The organism is Lysinibacillus composti, assembly GCF_016908465.1.
Taxonomy (GTDB): Bacteria; Bacillota; Bacilli; order Bacillales_A; family Planococcaceae; genus Ureibacillus; species Ureibacillus composti_A.
This window is the reverse complement of the sequence record NZ_JAFBDY010000027.1, coordinates 21,679-45,526: the sequence shown is the minus strand read 5'-3', so window position 1 is coordinate 45,526 and position 23,848 is coordinate 21,679. Positions and strand designations below refer to the sequence as shown.

Genomic DNA, 23,848 nt, shown 5'->3' with positions numbered 1-23,848 from the left:
TCATTCACTTTTTTCATATAGAAATAGATAACAGCGCCACCGACGATGATTCCAAGCAAAGCGGAGATAATGTATTCCATCATTCGAACACCTCCTCTTGCTATATTTCATTTTCAGTTTCAGTCGGCTCATACATTGACACTTCAACATACTGCCTATTTCATGTCATAATTCAAAAAATTATACATACTTAATTGTATAATTCCACACTAGCTCTGTCAAGGATTCCCACTAGTATCATGGGCTTTATTGTATAACAGATTTCATGAAGTGGAAATAGATTTATGAGACTTTTTACACATATGGTATGGCTGAACCATATATTTCCTATTTTAGACAAGTTGGTTCGGATTTAAAAGTACTTTTTGGGAAGTTTTTGGGAAAGTTTGGATTGGGAGGTTGGATTGCGGCTGTGTTTGGGCGAATGGATGGGGGAAGTGTAAGTTTGAGTTTTGGCTTGGTGAGAGTAGCGGGGCTTGGTGATAATCCCGACAAAAGCGAAGAAAATCCCGACATTTTTTCAATTATTTCCGACAAATTTTAAAATAATCCCGACACTTTTTTCGATAATCCCGACATTTCAAAATCCCCCATTTAATTACATTAACATTTTGATTTTTATAGTAAAATCTCAACCTCACTTTTTTCTCTTGTACTTCCAAACTTTTTATTAATCTAGTTGAAAATTGAGATAATCTAGACAGATTTTCAATTAATCTAGACAAAAATTCAAATAATCTAGACAAAATCTCAATTAATCTAGTCAAAAAGTCAAATAATCTAGACAAAATTTAAATTAATCTAGACAATTCACTTAAAAAATAGGGAATGCAATGAAGTTTACTCCAGTGCATCCCCTATTCGTTTGCTATGCTTCTGTACCTTCAACCGTTTTGTTGAATCTTTTTCTCACAAAGGTCTTTTTAAATTTAATTTCAGCGGCGATGACACCGATTAAAATTAAGATTGCCCCTACGTATCCTTTTGCTGGGAGTGTTTCCCCTACGAACATGAAGGCAAACATAGCTGCGAATACCGGCTCCAAAGAAAAGATCAGGCCTGTGTGCGTTGGCGTCGTATGTTTTTGTGCTACGGCCTGGCCGATAAATCCAATTGCACTACACAGGATACTTAATGCCATGATAGAACCCCATGATTCAGGTGTGTTTGGAAGATGTGGCTTTTCAAAAATGAATGAAAATAATAGCCCCCATGCCCCGGCAACCCCGAGTTGTAAAATCCCCAAAGTGATGGAATCCGCATTTTTTGTAAACTTATCTGTCAAAATGATCTGGAAAGCATAAAATACTGCTCCCAATATGATGAGGAAATCTCCAGAATTGACTTTTAACCCGTTATCTAATGTTAAAAGAGCAATCCCAATGATCGCGACACCTATACCAAAAACAACTTTCTTCTCGGGCTTTATTTTGAAAATGATTGCTAAGAGAATTGGTACAAATACAACGGAAAGACTAAATAAAAACCCTGCATTTGAAATGGTTGTGAATTTTAATCCGATTGTGACAACCGTCATTAATATAAATAAAAGCGACCCTAATATAAATCCGTAAAATAATGTTTTCATGTCAATACGAACTAATCGTTTGTAAAAAACGGCTCCAGCTAAAATAAAAGCGATACCAAAACGTAATGCAATTAGGTTAAACTCTTGAAGAGAATCGAGCCCCATCTTCATAAACAGATACGATGATCCCCACAATAACGTCACAATAAGCATCATGAAATCTGCTTTTAATTGTAAGTCAACTTTTTTCCCATTACCGATCTCGAACGATTTTTTCTGAACCATTTTTTCTTCACCTATTTTCTACCGATTTGATTATAACTTAGTATAATTGTAAAATTAGGATTAGAAAAATGAATGTTTTTGAAGGTTTACATGAAATAAATTAATGTAAAAGGAGTGGTTAAGCTGTCTCTTGCAAAATATGAAATCTTTAGTACCGTTGTCGAATTAGGGAGCCTTACAAAAGCCGGTGACACTTTAGGTTTAACTCAATCTGCAGTGAGTCATGCCATTTCCAGCCTTGAGTCAGAATGGGGATTTTCGATACTCAATCGAGGTCGTTCGGGAATCCAATTGACGAGTAACGGAGAGCGCATCTTAAAGTACATACGCGAAATTCTAATGTGGAATGAAGAAATGAATCAAGAAATAGCCAATATCAATGGTTTGGAAGTCGGGACCGTTCGGATTGGAACGATTTCGAGTGTGTCGATTCACTGGTTACCTGAAATCATGAAAAAATTTAATGAACACTATCCTTCCATCGAAATCAAACTAATGGAAGGTGATTATGACGATATCGAACAATGGATTTCAATGGGTTTAGTTGATTTCGGCTTTCTCTCACTACCGACTTCGCATCCTTTTGAAGTGTTGTCATTAAAAAAAGATAGGATGCTTTGTATCCTTTCAGATGAACATCCCCTTGCCGAACAAAGTGAAATTCGTTTTGATATGATCAAAGACGAGCCCCTCATCAAGTCGAAAAAAGGGAGCGACAACGATTTAAAAAGAATTTTGAAAGAAAATAAAATCACACCAAATATTAAATTTGAACTTACCGATGACCAGGCGATTATTTCGATGGTGGAAAACGGGATGGGGATTAGTATACTTCCTGAAATGGTTATCCATCGGGTGCCAAACAACGTTCGAAAGCTGAAACTAGAGGGCGATCACTATCGCACCCTTGGCATTGCAGCTCCTTCATTAAAATCCCTGGCCCCTGCCACGAACAAGTTTATTGATTATTTGAAAGCTTGGTTGAGTGTGAAGTAGACCCAATAATTTAAACCCCGTCCGAAATCAGGAACGGGGTTAGTTGGTTTGAGGTTTTGAATTGGTGGAAAAGTCGTGAGTCGAATAGTGTTCGGGATGAAACGAATATTAACAATCGACAGAGGCTTTAACTTAGCATTAATATTTCGAGAAATGCTGACATACCTTTGAACAAGCGGATCTTGGAATAATCCCGACACTTTCGGTGAAAATCCCGACATTTTTTTAATTAATTCCGTCAAAATTTCGGATAATCCCGACTTTTTTCTCGATAATCCCGACTTTTTTCTCGATAATCCCGACAATTCAATTTCTCCACACTTCTACAATGTTAATAATTTGATTTTTATAGTAAAATCTCACTCTCACTTTACTTGTTCTCCCCGGGCTTTTTTGAATCTAGCCAAAACTTCAAATAATCTAGACAAAATCCCTAATAATCTAGACAAAATTTCAATTAATCTAGCCAAAAACTCCAATAATCTAGACAGTTTTTCAATTAATCTAGACACTCTAGTTAATTCCATACACTTAGATTTTCTAAAACTAATTTTTTTCACTAGTTATGTATATAGTAAGCAATTTTTGGTAATGACTGTTTGTAAGAATAATTGAACTTGAGGTGTTTTATATGGAAGTGATTTTTGTGTTTCTTATCATTTTTTTATTTGGACTTCATTATGTGCTACTTAAGAAAACAAATAATAGGATTTTACGAGTTTTCTCATGTTTGGCGTTACCCCTCTTCCCTGCTATTTTATACGTGGGAGTAAAAATGCAAGGGTTGCAATACTTTTGGGAGAATTTAGATCAAGGTGCATTTATCTTTTCTTTAATTTCTCTGCCCTATGTTTTTGGATTAGTGCTTTGGTTTTGCTTAATTTATTTGGGAACGTTTATTGTATTGTTAATTGAAGATTTTTGGGTATCTCGTTCTGCTCCTGAACTAGAGTAATCGTACGTGTTTTGAAATGAATTCATAGACTTTAGTATACGGCGTTTAGTTTTTTTATCCCGCCAAAGTTATTTCTTTACCAATATAGCTTGCTATCCAAGTTTGATGACACAGCTCCCCCTCTGCTGTCCTCTCTTATGCGGATTGCCATAAATCTAATAGTTTCCGTAAAAAAGCAGCCCTACCATTCAATGGCGAGGGCTGTTTTGGATTTTATTCTTCATCTAATAATAATGCTAGTTCTTTGTCCATTTCCTCTTCTTCTTCTTCGTGTCCTCCGATTGTGTAAGAAGCACCGAAGCCGTAAGATTCACGGATTTTGCTTTCGATTTCGTTTGAGATTTCTGGGTTTTCACGTAGGAATTGTTTTGCGTTTTCGCGACCTTGGCCGATACGTTCGTCACCGTATGCGTACCATGAACCACTCTTTTGAATGATATCTAGATCTGCACCGATATCGACAATTTCCCCAACTTTCGAAATCCCTTCACCGTACATAATGTCAACTTCAGCAGTACGGAATGGTGGTGCTACTTTGTTTTTCACGACTTTAATTTTCGTTTTGTTCCCGACCATTTCAGTACCTTGTTTGATTGTTTCTGCACGACGTACTTCAAGACGAATTGAAGCGTAGAATTTAAGTGCGCGTCCACCAGTAGTTGTTTCAGGGTTACCAAACATAACACCGATTTTTTCACGTACTTGGTTGATGAAGATTGCTAATGTATTTGATTTGTTGATGATACCAGATAATTTACGTAATGCTTGAGACATTAAACGAGCTTGTAGACCCATGTGAGAGTCACCCATCTCGCCCTCGATTTCTGCTTTTGGAACTAAAGCCGCAACAGAGTCAATTACGATGATATCGATGGCACCACTACGTACTAATGCTTCAGCGATTTCTAATGCTTGCTCACCAGTGTCTGGTTGAGAAAGTAATAATTCGTCAATGTTTACACCTAGTTTTTGTGCGTAAACTGGGTCTAGAGATAGCGATAGGTAACAGACATCCTCAACATTACTTGTAGGAGCTGTTTTCCCCCGCTTCACACCGTACGTGCGAGTTTCCCCGCATACGGCGTTCCAACAAAGTATTATCAAATACAAGACTTATTTTTCCCTTATCGTTTCACGAAATTTCTTTAATTTAACCAACGACACTTTGTTTAAAAATAAAATATCATCGGTTTTAAGTTCTTTCGAATGAATTAATTTATGGCAATTAATACAAATTGTCGATAAATTACTGACTTTGTTAGCTTGATTTAAAGGTAGTGTATTATCTATATGATGTGTATGAGTGTCACCATAACCAGTTAGCTCTATTCTACATATAGTACATTTCCCTTTATCTCTGTTAAACGCATAACATCGGTTCATAAAGTATTCAAAATTGTAAAGCTTGGGTTTAAAGCCTCCGAGTATGAGAGCAAGATGATTTTCGTTAAGTAACGCTTCACATCTTACTAATAAAGGTTTCTTTTTAGATCTTTTATAATATAGTTCTCTACCGATAATGGTATATGGGGTTTCTTCTTGATTTTTCTTAGGGTATTTAAGCCAAGTTGCAAATCCTAAAGAAATGATTCCAATCCATTCATTCTTATACTGAATAGCAGGTACTTGTTCCATTCGTTCGGGATAGAAGGATTTTAGATTTTGGCATTGATTAGCTGGAATCCATTTCCCTCCATATTTTTTTAAAGCTTTATAAGATGAGTATTTTAGATTCTCTCTAAATTTTCTCATGACTAGGTTAATCCCAGTTGCTGAATTATAGTAGTTAATGATACCTCTGATCTTACTGTTTAGCAGATTAATATCATTAAGTAACCATCCTGTGTCTGTACAGTATTTTAGTTTTCTGATCTCTTTTGTTAATTCAGAGAATTTTAACTTAAGTTTGTTCTCATCTGGATATGAATAACCAATAAAACCTTTTCCTTTTGGAATCTTTTTGACCTTAAATCCTAAAAAGTGAATAGGTCTCTTTTTAATATTGGTAATTAAAGTTTTTTCTTCTGATAACTCAAGCTTTAAATTTTCTTTGAGATATTTACTAATTTTGTACTTCCACTTTTCAGCATTCTCTTTAGAGTTTGTGAATAGAATCCAATCATCTGCATATCGAATGAAAAATGCTGGTTTTGAAATCGTTGAATAGTTTCTTAAGGAACTAAATCGAGATATGCTTGAGGTCGTTCCATTACGTAGCGTTTTCTCTTCCCACTCTCTTGCAACCCATTGGTCAAGTTTGTGTAGGTAAACGTTTGATAGTAATGGGGAAATAATTCCTCCTTGCGGTGTCCCTAACTCATTCCTTTTTATTTCATTCAAAATACCCGCTTTTAGCATCTCTTTAATAATCATTAAGATTCTTCTATCTCGAATTCCCATGTGCCATAGTTGCTTTAGAAGAATATTGTGATTCACATAATCGAAGAAACCTTTAATATCCCCTTCTACTACCCAATTGTTATTTGTACGATTACAGAGGAACACTACCCTTTCAATAGCTTGCTTAGCATCTCTCATGGGCCGAAATCCGTAAGAATGCTTGAAGAATTGTGCTTCCATGATTGGATCGATAGTTAATCGAATACATTCCTGTATGATTCGATCTAATATCGTTGGAATCCCCAACGGTCGCATTTCCTTTTTGCCATGTTTAGGAATATAGATTCTTCTTACTTCTTTAGGTTGATAGTTGTTCATTGTAAGTTGGACTAATCGAACAACTTCCTCTAAATCTTTGGTTAGTATATCTTCAATCACTATATTATCTGATCCTGCTGTTTTACTACCTTTATTCGCTTTTACTTTATGAATTGCCGATATTATAGCCGTTTTACTGCTTGCCACTTCAAATAATCCCTTAAATCTTGGAATATCACCTTGATTTATTAACTCTTTAGTTTGACTATAAAGGGAGTCTAGGATTATTCTCAATTCATTTTCATTTTCGGGTTGATTAAGTTTTTGAGACACTTTCTCACCTTCTTACAATTGTAATATAGGGAGAATTGAATGGTCTTTAGTCAGTTATGCTCACCAAAAGTTGACGATTAACTTTTCTCACGGCTTCCTTAACCATATTCGTCTGTATTTGATTGGTATTGCTTTACCTACTTTGTCTATGCCCCTTCGCTCCACAGGCATTACCCTGCTTCTTCACTACTACGGGCTGCTGTCCCCCATCTTTAATAGTCATTTCCTACTATTGCGTGACATCAGCTTGCACTCGCTTTAGCATTCACGGATGGGGTTCTCTTGTTCCACACTACCTATCCTTACATAGTTCCCTTAGACTCCTACTCTGACCCGTCAGCCATTCTTTTGCCAATTGGTTGGTCGGCTAAGAACTCTTATCCTCTTGGGGATAAGTTCAGATAACAGCAAACACGAATACTGTATCCGAGACTGAACCTCACTTTGGAGGTGAGTAACTTCTTATTTGATTACTCCACGCTTTACGAGCCGTACTTCCGCAGGTTCAATCCAATGCATTTGCATTCTTTAGTCATAGGAACTTTTTGGACTCCCGACTACTTCTCTAACCACTTCACAGGTCTGATTTTCGCCGTCCTCTCCGAGCTTCGCACCGTGATATAGTGCTATATCACCGCACGTCGGGGTATTAGAGCAAGAACCCAACCAACGTTCTTGAAACGGATTTTCACCGTTCAACTTAGTAGTGCAGTTAGAATCTAACCACCTAAAGAATTTGAAGAATTGTTATCTTCGTGGTCTCGATTCCTCTAATTTTTCATATAGCGTTTCCACTATATTTGGATTAGAAACAAGACGCACCATGCTCAGCATCGATGAAAGCTGCTTGTCCGCCATTTTTTTGAATTTCTGCGATGGCGTGTAGAGCAACTGTTGTTTTACCTGATGATTCTGGACCATAGATTTCAACGATACGTCCACGTGGGTATCCACCTACCCCAAGAGCTGCATCGATTGCAATCGAACCACTTGAAGTTGTTGAGATTTGACGGTCTGATTGTTCACCAAGTTTCATGATAGAACCTTTACCGAATTGTTTTTCAATTTGCTTTAACGCCATATCTAAGGCAGCTTTACGATCACTCACTATATTTCCTCCTTATATCAATCCACGATTTCTCTTTTTCTTTATGTTTCTACTATACTTGTTTTTGAGATAAGTTTCAAGAAAAAAGCGAACATATTTTCGTAAATAAAAATTTGGGCTACTAAAAATAGCCCAAATTCTAACTTTAACTGATGCAGTTGTTTAAGAGATTTCTAAATGTGTCGCAGTTACTAATTATAGTTCAAAATCGACCTTAATGTAATCGGAAGCTTTTGGGGTATATCCCAACGCTAGATTTGGCGAGTGATTTTGCTACTTTATTCTCTGGCGATAAAGCTCAAAATTAGTCGTCATTTTCAATTTAGGGCGATAAGTTCACAAATAGGGTAGATATTTTCACAATTTGGGGCGATATCTTCACATTTTGGGTAGATAACTTCATAATTTAGGCCGATAACTTCACAATTACGACTGATATCGCCACCCATCGAACCTCAAGCTCAATCTAAACCCTCTCATACCCCTTCTCCGCCAACAAGCGTACCAAATGGCTGCACGCTAATTTCACCGCGCGTAATCGGTTTGTGTTGCGCATGCCTGTTAGTTGGAGTTTGCGTGTGTAGGGTTCGGAATCGCCGATGCAGATCCCAATCCAAATCGTTCCGGCTGGTTGGCCATCGTGAGGTTCGGGGCCTGCCGCGCCAGTTAAGCCGACGCCAATATCTGTACCCATTTTTTCGCGAACGTTTTTGGACATAGCAGCCGCGCATTCGCTACTAACGATCCCGAATTCATCTAATAAAGCTTTGTCGATCCCTAATTGTGCGATTTTCGCTTCCGGAGTATAAGTTACGAATCCGCCGACTAATGTACCGCTCACACCCGGAATTTCTGCTAATTCAGATTGGAATAATCCTGCTGTTAAACTTTCTGTAGCAGAAATAGTCAGCCCGTGGTGAAGCAACATTTCCACTGTTTTCGATGCAAGAGAATCATCATCTACGCCATATTGGAACTCGCCGACGATCGCTTGGATTTCTAACTTTTTCGCATTAATTAACTTCCAAGCTTCCTCTTCTGATTCTGCTTTTGCCGTGATGCGTAACGTTACTTCCCCATCAGATGCTAATGGCGCCACAGTTGGGTTTGTTTGTTGATCCAATATATCTTGCACTTTGACTTCTAGTTCTGCCTCGCCGATTCCATAGAAACGTAGAACGTGAGACACGATTACACCGCCGTCATTTAAACGGGCTGCGAGCTTTGGTTTTACTTCGAATTGGAACATCGGCTCAATTTCTTTTGGCGGACCTGGTAGTAAAATGTATGTACGGTTGTCCTTTTCAAATAGCATACCAGGCGCCATCCCGTGATGGTTTTTCAGCACTTCGCTACCTTCTAAAATCAGTGCTTGCTTTTTATTGTTCTCCGTCATCGTACGGCCTTGTCGTGTGAAAAATTCTTCTATATAAACGAGTGCTTCATCGTCGAATGCTAAGTTCACGCCAAGGTGTTTGGCAATCGTTTCTTTTGTTAAATCGTCTTTTGTTGGGCCTAGGCCTCCGCTAAAAATGATTAAATCAGCACGTGATTCGGCAATTTCAATCGCGTCTTTTAAGCGACCTGCATTGTCTCCTACTACTGTATGGTAATACACGTTGATGCCAAGCTCTGATAATTGATTTGACATAAATTTTGCATTGGTGTTGGCAATTTGCCCTAGTAATAATTCTGAACCTACCGCGATAATCTCTGCGTTCATCCTCTAACCTCACTTTTTTAGAATAAAAACTCTCTTTTTTAACGAAAAAAAAATCAAAGATGAGTTATTTTATGAAAATACCCTCATCGTTGATTACATAAACTTGTTATTTTGATTCTAATAATGCATGACGATTTAGATAGAAATAATCCCATCCAGACCACATTGTAAAGAATAATGCGATATAAAGCATGATGTCATCAAAAGGTAAGCCGAAGTTAATAAAAATAATGTTGTGTAGTAAAAGTGCTGAAATGGCTACGATTTGAGTCCATGTTTTAATTTTTCCTAAATTACTTGCTGCGACAACCGTTCCTTTATCGGCTAAAATTGAACGTAATCCGGTTACGGCGAATTCACGGCTTAAGATCGCAATAATGACCCAAGCTGGTGCCATTCCTAGTTCAACTAAGATGATAAACGCAGCTGCTGTTAGTAATTTATCTGCTAAAGGATCTAAAAATTTCCCTAATGTTGTGACGAGGTTGTATTTCCGCGCAAAGTGCCCATCGATCCAGTCTGTTGTGGAAGCGATGATGAAAATGAGTGCACCTACGAAATGTTCAACAGGCATTTCGGCACCTAAAAACGTCATATTGCCCCATCCAAAATCGATGACCATCACGATGACGAAAATAGGAATTAATAGAATCCGGGAGACGGTTATTTTGTTTGGTAAATTCATGTCTTGCTAACACCTTTCATAAAGAAAAATAGCCATCTAATAAAAGTGAAGAACGCCCGTTAAGCTCCGCAACGGCAAAAACGCGACATCGTGTCGCATTGCCGTCATGACTCACATCGTGTGAGCCCCAACAACTGGAGGAAACCACGAGAGGATTTTTGCGCCTGTCGTTTCACTTTCGGCGCAGAAAATCGTGTGTTTCATGGAAACTACACAATTTTTGTCCTCGAAGGGGTTTTCGAAGTCGCCCTCGGAGCTGGCGTTCTGAACTAGAGATTAAGATAGATGACTGAAGATCCCGCTTCTTGATGAGAACACCAAAGCGTCATCTTGACAGCCAGGCAACAGTTCGCCATGGGAACCGCGCCTAGCTATCCTTATTATGACTATTGTTCCTCTTCTTGTAAAATAATTACGATATTTTGAGTTGTAATTTGTTGTGCGTATGGAAGTTCTACATCGTTTACGAACACTTTTGCATTTAAGGCATTTCCTAAACGAATACGTGCATAGCCGTTTGCAGTTGAATCGTGTTCAACGACCGCACCAGCTGAGTAAGTTTGTGCTGTTACTTGTTCTGCACCCGCTTCATTACGGATTCCAACCCAAGTATCGCCAGTCACTTCTACACGGATATTCATTTTGTCTGTACCTGAAAGTTCATAGTTGGTTGTGACACCGTCTGGTTGAATGGCCCCAGCTGATAATTCTTGAACTGGCTCTTCTTCTTCCTCTTCTTCAACAGGAGTCTCTTCTTTAGTAGGCTCTGTTGTATCAGCAGGTGGAGTTGTTTCTTCACCTGTTGGCGGTGTTTTTTGTTCGATTTCAACTTCCGAAACGCCTTCTTTTACATCATCTGGTACGTTATTGGACACTTTTTGTTGATATAAGAACCAAATTGCGACGATAATGACGATAATAAAAAGTGCAACAATAAATTTTGGAGCAGATTCCATCATTTTACTTGAGGAAGATCGTTGAAGTTTACGTCGTGTTGGACTTTGTGTAAAGGATTGTGCTACTTCTTCTGTTGCTTGTTGTGCTGGCAGATCCTTCCTAAATTCCTCTAGGATTTCATCTGCATCTAAGCCAACCGCATCTGCGTATTGTTTAATAAATGCACGAACATAAAATGTGCCTGGCATAATGGAGTAATTGCCTTCTTCGATTCCGATCAAATATCGTTTTTGGATCTTCGTAATTTCTTGAAGATCGTCTAAACTATACCCTTTCGATAATCTCGCTTCTTTAAGGCGCGAGCCGAGTTCTGTCACGTAAAACACCTACTTTTTCTTAAAAATTAAATCCTCCAAAGCCACCAAATGGATCAGATTGAGACATCATGTCGTTTTTAGCCAAAATTTCATACGTAATTTCTTCATCTGGATGATGACGAAGTTCAATGATATAATCGAAATCTTCAATTTTATATTCTGAATGTTGAACAAACATATCTGGGTGCTCTATAACTTTCACAGTCGGCATCTTCATGATTTCTCGTACGAGTTGTTGATGCCCTTCGTCATTTGATTTTCGCGTCACAACGCCATCCAAAATAAAGACGTTATTATCGCTAAATTCATCTCCATGCAATCTATTACGAACCGTTTGTTTAATCATTGTTGATGATAAGAAAATCCACTTTTTGTTGGCACAAACACTTGCTGCCACAATGGATTCGGTTTTCCCTACGCGAGGCATTCCTCGAATACCAATCAAACGATTGCCTTCTTTTTTAAAGAGTTCTGCCATAAAATCAACGAGGACCCCAAGTTCATCACGTACAAAGCGGAATGTGTTTTTCTCGTCAGCATCTTTTTCAATATAATGCCCGTGTCTCACGGCTAAGCGGTCACGTAATTTTGGCTGTCGAAATTTCGTTACTTTAATATTATCCATCGTGGATACAATTGAATAGAAACGCTCAATCGATTCATCTTTATTGGCTTTTAATAACAATCCACGCTTACCTTCATCCACCCCATTGATCGTTACAATATTTACGCGTAACATACCTAAGAGTGATGCAATATCTCCCAACAAACCTGGGCGATTTACTTGAATCTCATATTCAAAATACCATTCAGCCATAAAGCTGTCCCCTCACTATGAAACGTATATTTTTTCCCTAAGTTTCATCATAGCTGATTTTATTTGCGTTGAAAAGTTGTATACAACAATTTTCTACCAAAATATTAAATTTCACACTATTTATGTGAATGTCGGTAATTTCTCCATATCTATCACCCTCTACTTATTTTTATTTTCTTGATGTTAGTTGAACTCACTTCCTAATTTATAATGAGCACAACGACAATATGTATAAAGAAAAAAGGAGGACGAGCCCCCTTTTTCAAAGTTAAAATTCTACGCGTTATCATTTGCGGGCAGAAATCATATCGCGTCCGCTTGCCTACACGAAGCCTTGTTTAGAAACCGGTCGCGTGAGGCGTACTTAAATTGTCGCGACTAGCTTTTTGGCAAGGCTTCGTCGACTAGTTATTGTAATTTGCGAGATTGAACTAGTTTTACAACGCAGTTTGCAAGTGCATGCTTCTCTTCATCAGCGGCTACGCTCCAAAGATCAGCAAGTACACGTTCTTGCTCATTTTTGGGGTCAACGTTTTTCGCAAGGTAGTCACCGATTTGTTTCGCTGTAGTGTCAATTACTTGTTTCGGCATACCCATTTCTTGCGCGTTTTTTACTTGGTCACCTAAGAATGATGTCCACTTTTCCCAGTTTTCTAAAATTGCCATTTTGCATCTCCTCCTTTGCACATTTAGTATGTTCAAAAGAGAAAGAATTATAATGCTTTGTTCAGCCAACTAGTTTGGTATAATATGTGGTTTTACGGGATAAATTTGGGCTTAGTGTTTGGGTTTGGTCTGGGATGAAAGACATTTTAATGCGTGTCTGTTTCGGTTTGGTCTTCATAACCTTGATGAAGACCTTTTCGCGCGTGAACAGATTTCATTTTGGACTTCATAACCTTGATGAAGACCTTTTCTCTAGTGAACTGACCTCATTTTGGTCTTCATAACCTCGATGAAGACCTTTTCCCTCGTGGACCGACTTCATTTTGGTCTTCATAACCTCGATGAAGACCTTTTCCCTCGTGGACCGACTTCATTTTGGTCTTCATAACCTCGATGAAGACCACTTCATTCGTGAACTAACTTCTTTTTGGTCTTCATCCCCAAAATGACGACCATTTCCCTCACGCCCACGCTTTCCCAAGTCCTTCATCACCACTTCAAGAAAAAAACTAAATATACCATCCACCATTCAACCGAATGATTTGTCCCGTGACGTAATCGGCTTGTCCACTTAAATAGAAGGAAACCATTTTGGCGACGTCTTCCGTTGATCCGGCGTACCCTAATGGGATTTCATCATTAATGGATGCGCGTTCTTCTTCATCTAAATGGTGGTTCATGATTGTATCAATGAAACCAGGCGCGATGGCATTGACTCGGATTTGATTAAAGGCCACTTCTTTGGCGTAGGATTTTACGAATGCATGTTGAGCGCCTTTTACTGCAGAGTAAACCGATTCACCAGCAGCACCTGCTTCACCCCAAATCGAACCGATGAACAACACGTAGCTCACCAAATTCACGCGAAGCTTTTTCGACGTTAGTGCTAGTAACCTCATCGGATTTTGAACGTGCACTTTCCAAAGCTTAGACATTTCCTCGACAGGCGTATCTTCTATTAAACCAAAAAAGGCATGTCCACCGGCGAAAACAACTGCTTGTAAGGTAAACAGTTGTTTTGCTAGGTGTTCCGCGCCATCATCTTGAGAGAAATCCGCTTGTACTGGGATGAATTCCTGATCTGGGTATTTGGCGTGGAGTTGCTCTGTGTGCTCGTGGACCCGTTCCGCCGTACTATTATAATGAAGATAAAGAGACCAGCCATTATTTGCTAGTTCAGCACAAATGGCACTTCCGATAGCTCCGGAAGCGCCAACTACTAGGGCATATTTTTTCATTATGCCTTCTTCTCGCTCATTGGTAAAACTTTGAACACTGTTTGTTGTGTTTCACCTTGAATAGTATCGAATTCTTTCACGATATCTTCTACTGTGATTTTTTCGATTGTCGGTACTGCGTCAAATAAGTTCATCTCATTAAATTCATAACGCGTAAATTGGTTGGCAATAAATTCCATTGAGTTTAGTGCACGTAAGAAGAACCCGATTTTTTTGCGTTTAATTCGCTCAACAGCTTCTGCATCAAAATAAGAAGGATCTTCAGCTTTTTTCAACTCATTTTTAATTGCTTCTACAAGTTTGTCTGGATCTTTTGAATCCGAACCGATTAACGCAAATCCATACCCTTTTTCTAACGAGAAGTCATAGGCGAAGGATTCATCAATTAAGCCGCCTTCATACACTTCAGTATAGAAATTAGAGGCACGGCCAAATAAGCATTCTAACGCGATTTGAACGGCAAGTTCGTGTTTTAGCATTTCATCGCCACTTAAGTCAACGCGTTTTGCTTTCAATCCCACATACACTTTTGGCTTTTGAACGTCCATATTTAGTACACGATCTTTAATCGCCACGTCTGTTGGTTCCTCTTCGAAGTGACGCTCAATTGGTGTTGGTTCTGGGAATTCTTTTTTGTTTTGATTGTCTTCGATAAACGCCATCATTTCCGTTTGGTCCACGTTTCCTACAACGAAAAGAAGCATGTTGGACGGATGATAAAACGTATTGTAGCAAGTATATAAATGATCCGCTGTGATTTTATCGATCGATTCGATTGTACCTGCGATGTCGATTTTCACCGGGTGCGTGTGGTACATATTTTCAATCGCACCGAAATACAGACGCCAATCTGGTTGGTCATCGTACATCGTTATTTCCTGGCCAATAATTCCTTTTTCTTTTTCCACCGTTTTTTCCGTGAAGTACGGTTCTTGCACGAAATTTAATAAAGTTTCTGTACTTGTGTAGATATGGTCTGTGGCAGAAAATAGGTAAGCAGTTCTAGTGAATGATGTGAACGCATTTGCAGATGCCCCTGATTCACTGAACTTTTGGAATACGTCGCCTTCTTCCTTTTCGAACATTTTGTGCTCAAGGAAGTGGGCAATCCCGTCTGGTACTGTAATTGCTTCAGACTCTCCAATTGGAACAAACGTACGGTCAATCGAGCCATATTTTGTTGTGAACGTCACGAATGTTTTTGAGAATCCTTTTTTTGGTAAAATGTACACATCTAACCCATTGTTTAATTTTTTATAATATAACGTTTCCCCTAATTGGTTAAACTCAATTGTTTGCATCCTGTGAGTCCTCCTTTCCACATAAGAAGTAAATGGCTTCTAACTTAACTTGCGACGCCACTTTTTGGATATCTTCTTTTGTGACTTCATCCCAACGTTTTGTCCATGTGTCGATGGAGAACGCCTCATTAAAATCTTTATATTGGTCAAAGATATCAATTTGACCACGCGCTAAATCAAGCGCTTCTTTTAAGTTGTTTTTTAACATCGCTCTTGTTTGCGCTAATTCTAAGTCAGAAATTTCACCGTTTTTCATTGCTTCGAGTTGTTCTGCAATAACCTCGGTCGCTTTCTTTTCTTTCGAAGGCTCAATACCAGATACCACATAAATCAACCCATAATGCGAAGAATACGAGCTAGACGCATAGTAAGCAAGGGATTCACGCTCACGAACGTTCATGAACAGTTTGGAATGGGCATAGCCACCAAAGATTCCATTGAATACTTGCATTTTTGGGAAGTCTTCATCACCAAAGAAAATTGGCGTACTGTACCCGATATGCAGTTTCCCTTGTTTCATGTCTTGCGTTTCTTTTGTATATTCCTTTTCGGCTTTTAATTCTGTTGTTGGATTTTCTGGCTTTTTTACGTCGCGATCGCTAAATTGAAGAGCCGATTGCAGCTGCGATTTTATAGCTTCTACATCAACATCCCCAACCACGTAAATATCAATTTGATCTTCATCGATCATCGTTTGATACGCTTTTGTTAAGGACTCTGCCGTGATTTGATCAACCGTTTCAATTGTTCCGTTGGCAGAAATTGAAGCAGGATGATTTGGACGTAAAATTTGAGATAAGCGTTGGTGTGCGTATCTTGTTTTATCATCGAAAACGGATTCAATACGTTGTTTCACCATTTCTTTTTCACGTTCCACGATGCTTGAAACGAACTGGCCGTTTTCAAAATTCGGTTCAAAGATCACCGTTTTGATTAGGTCAATGACTTTATTTAAAACATCGCCTTTTGAAAGGTATTCATCATTGACTGTTTCGATATTTAATAGAACTTTCAGCAAGTCACCGCGTTTTGCTGAGTCAAAATATAAAACCGTTCCGTATAAGTCATCTAAATAACTTCGGAACGCTGCAGACTTAGGAAACTTCGCATTACTATGTTGCAATACATTCGCTAAAACTGCACGCTCTGCAGCATCTTGCACTGTTAAAGGTCGTGAAAATTTGAATGCAAAATTCACCGTTTTAAATTGTGATGTTTGTCGAATATGCAACGAAACGCCATTCGCCAATTTTGTTGTTAAAAACAAAAAAACTCCCCCTGACTTGGCTTATTAAAAACTTAGATTAGTTGGTGTGATTTTTTTGTGGGCTTTAAGATACACCGAACGATGCTTCCGGTTTCATTTCGTACTTCTTTCCCACATCACCCAAAACATCAAAATCGGTCATTGGATAATCTAGGTCCTATGGCCAATCTTTGACAATTTTATTCAATAATACTACTATACTGTCCTATTATTTCTACGTCCACTAAAACCCTTTATAAATAAGTATCATTGGAAACGAACCTGCTCATTTACTAATTAGAAGTTAATTCATCTCGATTAATTGCCAGTGGGGGCTGTTCCATCCATTCGTGCTCAATCATAATGTTGAAACCGTCTTCCACATATAGCCCTAAATCCGTTAGCATACTAACATACATTTTTGCTATATCTCTTCTTCCGTTCAACGAAATTCCATTACCAGCCGTTCTTATTTTCATTGAGAACATTTCAATCTTATGGGCCAACATTAATTTATCAGAAAATGGAGGAATCGTAGAATCACTTACTAAATGATCTAATATTTTGAGAGATGGTAAGTTTGACTCATGCAATTTTTCAGTACTTTTTTCGATATGGTTATTTGTGAGTTCTTTTCCTCGTATAAAATATTTCCGAATCTTATCTTCTTTAGCTACTTGGCTAAAACCCAACAGTAAGGCTTTGCTGGCAATATTATTTTCGATATTATCGTAAAGATGTGTAATCTCCATTGCATGAAGAGGTCGAATATCTCCGAAAAAACCGTGTAAAAAGCTTTGTTTTTGAATCATTTCTACTTTTTCTGGAGTTGGAATTTGTGGAGGCTCAATATATAGTCCTTTGTCCATTAAGGTTTGATTCACCATAGATTCTAAGTCCAATGTAGACTTAAGTATTTTGGTAAATAACTCTCTTATATCTTTTCTTGTCATGAGTGGAATGGCAATTGTATAAATGCTCATTCCTGCCTTACCAGTATATTTCAAGTACCAAAGATAAAATTCATCCGAAAATAACCTTGGTGCCCCTAAGTTTACATCTTCGTCGGTATAGCCAATGGGTACCGGAAAGTTTTCCGCTATAAGGATTTCCTTCACATCTTTTACAATCGTGTCAGCTAATTGCAAGGCAGTCTCTACGACTTTTTTGATCTCTGGGTCTTCAACATTGTTCAAATAATAACTAAGCACACACGTAGCCATCGTATTCCCCGTATAAGTAACCCAAAGTTTCCCCATTTCAGCTGTAGTTAGTTTCTCATTGAATGGTTTAAGTTTTTCCATTACAATCTCCTTACTTTCATTTTTATATAGTTTTTATGTGGGAACTAAAAAGTATTCACTTACTCCATTTAAATTTGAAAACAATTCATGTCCTATTATGGATTATCCAAAAATTAATATGTATGTTTTTGAAAAATTCTAAAATAAATACTTTAAAACGGGAGGATGAAGGGGATTTCGGATGGTTATTGTTGTGGAAACTATTTCATCCGGGTTATGAAGAGGTTTTCTGTTCGGTTTTCTTGTGGAAACACCCTTTATTGGGCTATGAAGATGATTTGTGTTCGAGTTTCTTTTGGAAATACCCTTCATCGGGCTTATGAAGTTCAATTTTTTCCCATCCCATGCTCGAAATGATCTTCATCCCACTTATGAAGTTCAATTTCCTCCTATCCCACACTCAAAATGATGTTCATCGGGCTTATGAAGTTCAATTTTTTCCTATCCTATGTACGAAATGATGTTCATTTCAGTTATGAAGTTCAATTTCTTCCCACCCCATGCTCGAAATGATCTTCATCGGGCTTATGAAGTTCAATTTCATCCCATTCCACGCTCGAAATGATGTTCATCCCACTTATGAAGTTCAATTCCCTCTCATCCCATGCTCGAAATGACGTTCATCCCACTTATGAAGTTCAATTTCCTCCCATTCCACTCTCGAAATGACATTCATCCCACTTATGAAGTTCAATTCACCCCACCCATGCTCAAAATAACGTTCACCCTACTAATGAAATTCATCAAATCCACTTCATCCCACATCAAATAATGCAATGCAAACACGATTAATATTTAGGATCATCGAACTTAATAACTATTTTATCTGTTGGGTTTATAGTACCCACTTTTTTGGGGAATACTATTTCCACTATGACAAAAAGAAGATATATGTAAGAAGGTGTTAGAGTGAAGTTAACGTATATAAATTCTTTGAAACCGAAAAAATTTGCTCCTTTTTAATTAGTAACCCACCATTCGGAATCCAATTTTAGGATTCTCGTTTTTTCATTAATTTAATTGAAAAAGGGTGAAGGTAAAAGAATGTGAAAAATGCAAAAGAGATCTTATTGTGGAGCATTGCATTACCCGGTTTTGGACAATTATTAAATGGCAAATATGTAAAAGGCATTACGCTGATTCTTCTAGAATTTTTAATCAATGTATGCGGTCTTATTAACGAAGTCATTATGTACAGTTTTTTAGGCGATATTGGCATGGCCATTAAAACCGCGAATTATCAGTGGATTATGTTTTACCCCTGTTTATATTTTTTTGCCATGTGGGATGCCTATAGAGATGCGGGTGGTGGCAAAAAGTCGTTCGCTTCGTTGCCCTTTGTTTTTGCGGCCTATTCTATGACAGTCGGCGTTATTTTTTCAAGTAAATTTACTTTGTTTGGGATTTTATTAGGACCCATTTGGCTTCCGTTACTCAGTATCGTTCCAGGTGTTCTCATAGGTTATTTAATACAACTTGTTCTTAGAAACTCACAGCAACATAGTCAAATCTAAATTCACACATACAAAAAAGCTGACCTTACTGATCAGCTTTTTCTTTATCCTTTATTAACTTTCCACGATCTTTAATTCCTGGCGGTTGCTCCATCCATCCATTTTGAATCATTAGGTCTGCCCCACTTTTAGCGAGCTTTGAAATTTCTGCTGACAACCGTTCATAATTCATTGCCAAATCACTTCGCTGACTTACGGAAGCCGACGTCGCATAGTTTCCAATTCCTGTAGCTGTTAGAAGAGCCATTTGGAACATCATTAATCGATCCGAAAATGTTTGAGTAGTTGAATTACTTAGACTCACATCAGGCGTATTTGGTGGAATCATTTCTTCTTTCATCATAATATCAGCAAACACTTTAATATGTTTCTGTGCAACTTCATTTGAACGAACCATAAATTCTTGAACCTCTTTTGTAGGGGATGTTTGTGCAAATGAAATGCTTAATTTTGCCCCAAGTGTATTATTTACGACATTCATATATAAATGTGTAATTTCAATGGCATTCAGTGGACGTTTCTCACTAAATGGATTTAACCCACTAAAATATTTTTTACTATCAACATAATCCGTTTCTGAAGGTACTTCAATATATGGATGTCTTGAGGTAATTCCTTTTGCTAAGGCGATATCCAAAGCATGATTATAAATTTGTGTGACTTCTCTTAAGGCTTCTGTAAAAGAATCGCGAACCTCTTTTTTATAACTTATTCCTAGAAACCCACTGTAAGTTACCATGGCTACCCTCGCCATATGGCTTACATAATTTAAACTAAAAGTATCAGTATACAGCCATGGTGCATCCATGTTGACATCTTCTTCTGAAAAGCCATTTGGTTTTGCGAAATGTTCTTTTTCAAATATTAATTCTAATTCTTCTAAATGCTTGGCTGCTGTTTCATATGCTGTCTGTACTAATGGCTTGATGTCTGAATCTTGTATGTGCTTTAACAAATAACCTATAAGTTGCTTAATCATACTCACATTCATATAGGTCGTCCAAAGTGCAGCAATTTCAGAGGATGTTAAACGTATGTTTTCATTATTCATTTGATAACCTCTCTTAACTTTTTAATAGGTATATTATGTACAAAAAAACTGTTTTCTATGTAGGATTAGAAGATTAAAGGCAGAACGGAAATTTCATTCGTCATTTTATAGAAATCCCTTAATTCTTAATTCCCCTCCTTTTTTCATCAACAAAACCTTTCTTGTGAAACAAAGGTAGTATAGTTAATTATTCTCTCGTCAATTCTATACATAAGATGCAGACAAGAGGAGATAATTATGTGGTTTAAGAAAAAAGGAAAACATTCACAGAAGAAAAGGCACGAAGAAGCAGAACATCCGACTTCTCTTAACCAAAATGATGATGCAACTACACCTGAGCAAGGAGAAAACGTTGCGGGAAAAGATTCAGTTCAGCAGCAGACTGGACAAATAGGAGCAAATTCAAAAATTGTGATTAGAGAAGCTCCAAAGTTTCCCGGAATCAACGACATCGGCATTCCGAGTCAACCTTTTCACCATGATATCAATGAGATCCCTTCCTCTCCTTCTCAACATGCATCATTACAACAACCAAATACACAAAGTCAAAATAAAGGACCAGGTGGAAACCTTAACATAGGGACACAGAATCAAGATCCCCTTCAAGCGAAAAACTGGGATGAATCGAACAGCTCGAATACTCCATATAACCAGCCGGAGAATATGGAGTCAGGGGGTTTATTTTCAATATTTAAAAACCCGATTGTCGCCCAAACAAGTGAAGATGGAGAACAGAGTAAAAATCCACAAAACTTGCAGCAAGACAATCTACCGGGCGCTAAATTTTTAAAGAAAAATGCTAAGCAAGGCATGCAATTTGGTGCGCAAGGGCAAAATCAAGGCGCTCAACAAGGCATGCAACCAGGGGCTCAATCGCAAAACCAAAGCCCTCAACAATTCATGCAACAAGGAATGCAAGGGCAATTCCAAAGCCCTCAACAAGGCATGCAACCAGAAATGCAAGGGCAATTCCAAAGCCCTCAACAAGGCATGCAACAAGGAATACAAGGGCAATTCCAAAGCCCTCAACAAGGCATGCAACAAGGAATGCAAGGGCAATTCCAAAGCCCTCAACAAGGCATGCAACAAGGAATGCAAGGGCAATTCCAAAGCCCTCAACAAAGTATGCAACAAGGGGCTCAAGGACAAAACCAAGGCAATCAACAAGCCATGCAACAAGGAATGCAAGGGCAATTCCAAAGCCCTCAACAAGGTATGCAACAAGGGGCTCAAGAACAAAACCAAGGCAATCAACAGGAATCACAACAATCAAATGATTCTGGTTCATCTACTCAAAGTCAACCAGTTAGTCAGAGCGATCAATCAAATTTAACGACGTTAAACGAGCAGGGACAAGGACATTCTCCTAAAATTTTGAAAGATTCATCGGATCATGCGAGTAACCAGACTTCGCCATTGGAAACACCTGGAATCGAACGGTTAAATAATACTGATCATTTGCAAGAATTGACTTCAAATAAGGCGAATGATGCCGTTTCGTTCTTTCGAGAAGTCCCTGCTGATCAGCAACAAGATAATCAGATTACCGATACCCAAGTAGGCGCAATGAACAAAGGCGCAGGAGAAGCACTACAATCACAGTCTTCGGGAAGTAATACAAATCAAGCAGGTCAAGAAGAAGTTAGCAATCCATCTGAAAGTGCAGCTTTTATAAATGCAATTCAAGAGAAAACGCATTATCCAGCAGATTTAGTTGTGCGTATTGTTACTGAGAAAATATCGATTCTCTATTTTGAGAATTTGATCGAAAGCAATTTCCTTAACGAGTTTATTCTTAAATATTTACAAGAAACGAATCATAATGAGCCGGAATCTATTTCAGGGAATCTTTCTATTCCTGGAGTTGAACTCGCCACTGATATTAATAAAACAGTGAACTCCATGTTGAATGGTGTAGTTTGTATTCACTTAAATGGTCATTCCCAAATTGTATTAGCGAAAATACCAGCACGTGAATCTCGCGGATTATCCGCACCTGAAAATGAATCACAAGTAATTGGCTCCCAAGTTGGATTTAATGAGAATTTATCGACTAATATTTCGTTAATTCGTAGATATATCGTCAATCCTAATCTTTCGAATGAAAAATTCAGACTTGGGAAACAAACGAATACTTCCGTTTCCCTTCTTTATATAGATGGGATTGCAGCTGATGAACATGTCAATACGGTACGACAAAGACTCTCTAATCTCTCTATTGCCGATTTGATCGATAGTGCATCGCTTGTTGAGTTGATTGAAGATAGCTCACTTTCCCTCTTTCCTCAAATGCTTTTAACGGAACGACCTGACCGTTTTTGTGATGGGTTATTATCAGGGAAAGTTGGGATTGTGGTTGATGGAAGTTCGATGGCGATTCTTGCTCCAATTTCATTTATTGAATTTTTCCAAAGTAAGGAAGACTCAAATTTACGTTGGCCTGTTGCAACTTTTGTTAGGTTATTACGATTTGCAGCCATCTTTATTTCGATTTATTTTACACCTTTATATGTTGCGTCCCTGACGTTTCACTATGAAGTCATTCCACAACCACTTTTAGTCCCTTTAAGTGAATCGAGGGCAATTGTTCCGTTCCCTCCGATTTTAGAGGCCATTTTTTTAGAATTAATTATTGAATTGCTTCGCGAAGCCGGCGCTCGTTTACCAACAAAAGTTGGTCAAACGATTGGGATCGTTGGAGGGATTGTCCTTGGAACAGCTGCAGTACAAGCGGGGATTACGAGTAATATCCTGATTATTATCATCGCGTTATGTGCGTTGTCTTCCTTTACAACACCCAATTATATGATGGGTAATGTAATCCGAGTGATCCGATTCCCAATTATTATTTGTGCAGGTTTTTGGGGCTATTATGGGATTATGTTTACTTTATGTATTTTGCTCGTTCATCTATTGAGACAAACTTCATTAGGTGGGCCATATTTAGCACCATTCTATCCGGCAAGGTTGAAAGATTGGCCAGACAGTATCGTTCGACTGCCAATGCCATTTATTAGTAGACAATCCATTAATTCAAGACTAATTACCAATAAGAAAAAGAAAAAATGAGCATGATTTTTCTGCGACGAGTAACCGCAGGAGCATTGGAAAATAGCATTTTAAATCTTAAAAAAGAAGTAAAATTTGTAACTACGAGAAGGTGAAA

Annotated in this window: 18 protein-coding genes and 1 pseudogene; 5 read left to right on the top strand and 14 right to left on the bottom strand. The window is 38.1% G+C overall.

Going from position 1 to position 23,848, the window contains the following annotated elements; all coding sequences use genetic code 11:
• The first annotated feature begins 307 nt into the window (after positions 1 to 307).
• Positions 308 to 544: a hypothetical protein gene (locus JOD29_RS17930; RefSeq protein WP_124766018.1), complete on the top strand. Its 237-nt coding sequence runs from the start codon at positions 308 to 310 to the stop codon at positions 542 to 544.
• 324 nt (positions 545 to 868) lie between these two features.
• Here JOD29_RS17930 and JOD29_RS17925 read toward each other — a convergent pair whose 3' ends face one another.
• Positions 869 to 1,813: a DMT family transporter gene (locus tag JOD29_RS17925; RefSeq protein ID WP_124766016.1), complete on the bottom strand. Its 945-nt coding sequence runs from the start codon at positions 1,811 to 1,813 to the stop codon at positions 869 to 871.
• A 123-nt stretch (positions 1,814 to 1,936) separates the two neighbouring features.
• Here JOD29_RS17925 and JOD29_RS17920 point away from each other — a divergent pair, with 123 nt between their 5' ends.
• Both JOD29_RS17920 and JOD29_RS17915 read left to right on the top strand, forming a co-directional pair.
• On the top strand, positions 1,937 to 2,809 hold the full coding sequence (locus JOD29_RS17920) for a LysR family transcriptional regulator (RefSeq protein ID WP_124766104.1): 873 nt from the start codon (positions 1,937 to 1,939) through the stop codon (positions 2,807 to 2,809).
• A gap of 631 nt (positions 2,810 to 3,440) precedes the next feature.
• The gene (locus tag JOD29_RS17915) at positions 3,441 to 3,764 is read left to right on the top strand and encodes a hypothetical protein (protein WP_124766014.1); all 324 of its coding nucleotides are present in this window, start codon (positions 3,441 to 3,443) and stop codon (positions 3,762 to 3,764) included.
• Positions 3,765 to 3,977: 213 nt separating this feature from the next.
• Here the strand turns inward: JOD29_RS17915 and recA are convergent, their stop codons facing one another.
• The 12 genes and pseudogenes from recA to JOD29_RS17855 all read right to left on the bottom strand — a co-directional run bounded on the left by recA (position 3,978) and on the right by JOD29_RS17855 (position 18,117).
• The gene (gene recA, locus JOD29_RS17910) at positions 3,978 to 4,817 is read right to left on the bottom strand and encodes a recombinase RecA (protein ID WP_240033622.1); all 840 of its coding nucleotides are present in this window, start codon (positions 4,815 to 4,817) and stop codon (positions 3,978 to 3,980) included.
• 60 nt (positions 4,818 to 4,877) lie between these two features.
• Positions 4,878 to 6,755, bottom strand: coding sequence for a group II intron reverse transcriptase/maturase (gene ltrA, locus JOD29_RS17905; RefSeq protein ID WP_124766012.1), 1,878 nt, complete (start codon positions 6,753 to 6,755; stop codon positions 4,878 to 4,880).
• An 823-nt stretch (positions 6,756 to 7,578) separates the two neighbouring features.
• Positions 7,579 to 7,863: pseudogene (locus JOD29_RS17900) on the bottom strand (recombinase RecA); the annotation flags it as partial.
• A 466-nt stretch (positions 7,864 to 8,329) separates the two neighbouring features.
• The gene (locus JOD29_RS17895; protein WP_124766008.1) at positions 8,330 to 9,586 is read right to left on the bottom strand and encodes a competence/damage-inducible protein A; all 1,257 of its coding nucleotides are present in this window, start codon (positions 9,584 to 9,586) and stop codon (positions 8,330 to 8,332) included.
• A gap of 106 nt (positions 9,587 to 9,692) precedes the next feature.
• Positions 9,693 to 10,271 carry a CDP-diacylglycerol--glycerol-3-phosphate 3-phosphatidyltransferase gene (gene pgsA / locus JOD29_RS17890; protein ID WP_124766006.1) on the bottom strand — a complete coding sequence of 193 codons (579 nt, stop codon included), beginning with the start codon at positions 10,269 to 10,271 and terminating at the stop codon, positions 9,693 to 9,695.
• Positions 10,272 to 10,657: 386 nt separating this feature from the next.
• Positions 10,658 to 11,545 (bottom strand): helix-turn-helix domain-containing protein, encoded by an 888-nt coding sequence (locus JOD29_RS17885; RefSeq protein ID WP_124766004.1) that lies wholly within the window; start codon positions 11,543 to 11,545, stop codon positions 10,658 to 10,660.
• 19 nt (positions 11,546 to 11,564) lie between these two features.
• Positions 11,565 to 12,362 carry a DUF3388 domain-containing protein gene (locus JOD29_RS17880; RefSeq protein WP_124766002.1) on the bottom strand — a complete coding sequence of 266 codons (798 nt, stop codon included), beginning with the start codon at positions 12,360 to 12,362 and terminating at the stop codon, positions 11,565 to 11,567.
• A gap of 408 nt (positions 12,363 to 12,770) precedes the next feature.
• The gene (locus tag JOD29_RS17875; RefSeq protein WP_124766000.1) at positions 12,771 to 13,028 is read right to left on the bottom strand and encodes a DUF3243 domain-containing protein; all 258 of its coding nucleotides are present in this window, start codon (positions 13,026 to 13,028) and stop codon (positions 12,771 to 12,773) included.
• Between the two features lie 509 nt (positions 13,029 to 13,537).
• Positions 13,538 to 14,266 carry an elongation factor P 5-aminopentanone reductase gene (gene ymfI / locus JOD29_RS17870; protein WP_124765998.1) on the bottom strand — a complete coding sequence of 243 codons (729 nt, stop codon included), beginning with the start codon at positions 14,264 to 14,266 and terminating at the stop codon, positions 13,538 to 13,540.
• Positions 14,266 to 15,567, bottom strand: a complete 1,302-nt coding sequence (gene yfmH / locus JOD29_RS17865) for an EF-P 5-aminopentanol modification-associated protein YfmH (protein ID WP_124765996.1) — start codon at positions 15,565 to 15,567, stop codon at positions 14,266 to 14,268. Before yfmH ends, ymfI begins: the two co-directional genes overlap by 1 nt.
• A complete protein-coding gene (gene yfmF, locus JOD29_RS17860) occupies positions 15,554 to 16,834 on the bottom strand; it encodes an EF-P 5-aminopentanol modification-associated protein YfmF (RefSeq protein ID WP_124765994.1) in 1,281 nt (426 codons plus the stop codon). Before yfmF ends, yfmH begins: the two co-directional genes overlap by 14 nt.
• 272 nt (positions 16,835 to 17,106) lie before the next feature.
• A complete protein-coding gene (locus JOD29_RS17855) occupies positions 17,107 to 18,117 on the bottom strand; it encodes a DUF3231 family protein (protein WP_124765992.1) in 1,011 nt (336 codons plus the stop codon).
• Between the two features lie 1,046 nt (positions 18,118 to 19,163).
• Between JOD29_RS17855 and JOD29_RS17850 the strand changes: the two genes are divergently transcribed.
• Complete coding sequence (locus JOD29_RS17850; RefSeq protein WP_124765990.1) at positions 19,164 to 19,631, top strand: hypothetical protein; 468 nt, start codon at positions 19,164 to 19,166, stop codon at positions 19,629 to 19,631.
• Between the two features lie 25 nt (positions 19,632 to 19,656).
• Here the strand turns inward: JOD29_RS17850 and JOD29_RS17845 are convergent, their stop codons facing one another.
• A complete protein-coding gene (locus tag JOD29_RS17845; RefSeq protein WP_124765988.1) occupies positions 19,657 to 20,682 on the bottom strand; it encodes a DUF3231 family protein in 1,026 nt (341 codons plus the stop codon).
• Between the two features lie 237 nt (positions 20,683 to 20,919).
• Between JOD29_RS17845 and JOD29_RS20505 the strand changes: the two genes are divergently transcribed.
• A complete protein-coding gene (locus JOD29_RS20505; protein ID WP_239585786.1) occupies positions 20,920 to 23,751 on the top strand; it encodes a spore germination protein in 2,832 nt (943 codons plus the stop codon).
• Positions 23,752 to 23,848 lie beyond the last annotated feature (97 nt).

Bases quoted from the DNA above. Each gene is read 5' to 3' on its own strand.
- pgsA (WP_124766006.1), bottom strand. From the start codon at position 10,271: ATGAATTTACCAAACAAAATAACCGTCTCCCGGATTCTATTAATTCCT.
- JOD29_RS17895 (WP_124766008.1), bottom strand. From the start codon at position 9,586: ATGAACGCAGAGATTATCGCGGTAGGTTCAGAATTATTACTAGGGCAA.
- JOD29_RS17915 (WP_124766014.1), top strand. From the start codon at position 3,441: ATGGAAGTGATTTTTGTGTTTCTTATCATTTTTTTATTTGGACTTCAT.
- JOD29_RS17930 (WP_124766018.1), top strand. From the start codon at position 308: ATGGCTGAACCATATATTTCCTATTTTAGACAAGTTGGTTCGGATTTA.
- JOD29_RS17855 (WP_124765992.1), bottom strand. From the start codon at position 18,117: ATGGAAAAACTTAAACCATTCAATGAGAAACTAACTACAGCTGAAATG.
- JOD29_RS17880 (WP_124766002.1), bottom strand. From the start codon at position 12,362: ATGGCTGAATGGTATTTTGAATATGAGATTCAAGTAAATCGCCCAGGT.
- JOD29_RS20505 (WP_239585786.1), top strand. From the start codon at position 20,920: ATGTGGTTTAAGAAAAAAGGAAAACATTCACAGAAGAAAAGGCACGAA.
- JOD29_RS17925 (WP_124766016.1), bottom strand. From the start codon at position 1,813: ATGGTTCAGAAAAAATCGTTCGAGATCGGTAATGGGAAAAAAGTTGAC.
- yfmH (WP_124765996.1), bottom strand. From the start codon at position 15,567: ATGCAAACAATTGAGTTTAACCAATTAGGGGAAACGTTATATTATAAA.
- ymfI (WP_124765998.1), bottom strand. From the start codon at position 14,266: ATGAAAAAATATGCCCTAGTAGTTGGCGCTTCCGGAGCTATCGGAAGT.
- JOD29_RS17875 (WP_124766000.1), bottom strand. From the start codon at position 13,028: ATGGCAATTTTAGAAAACTGGGAAAAGTGGACATCATTCTTAGGTGAC.
- JOD29_RS17845 (WP_124765988.1), bottom strand. From the start codon at position 20,682: ATGAATAATGAAAACATACGTTTAACATCCTCTGAAATTGCTGCACTT.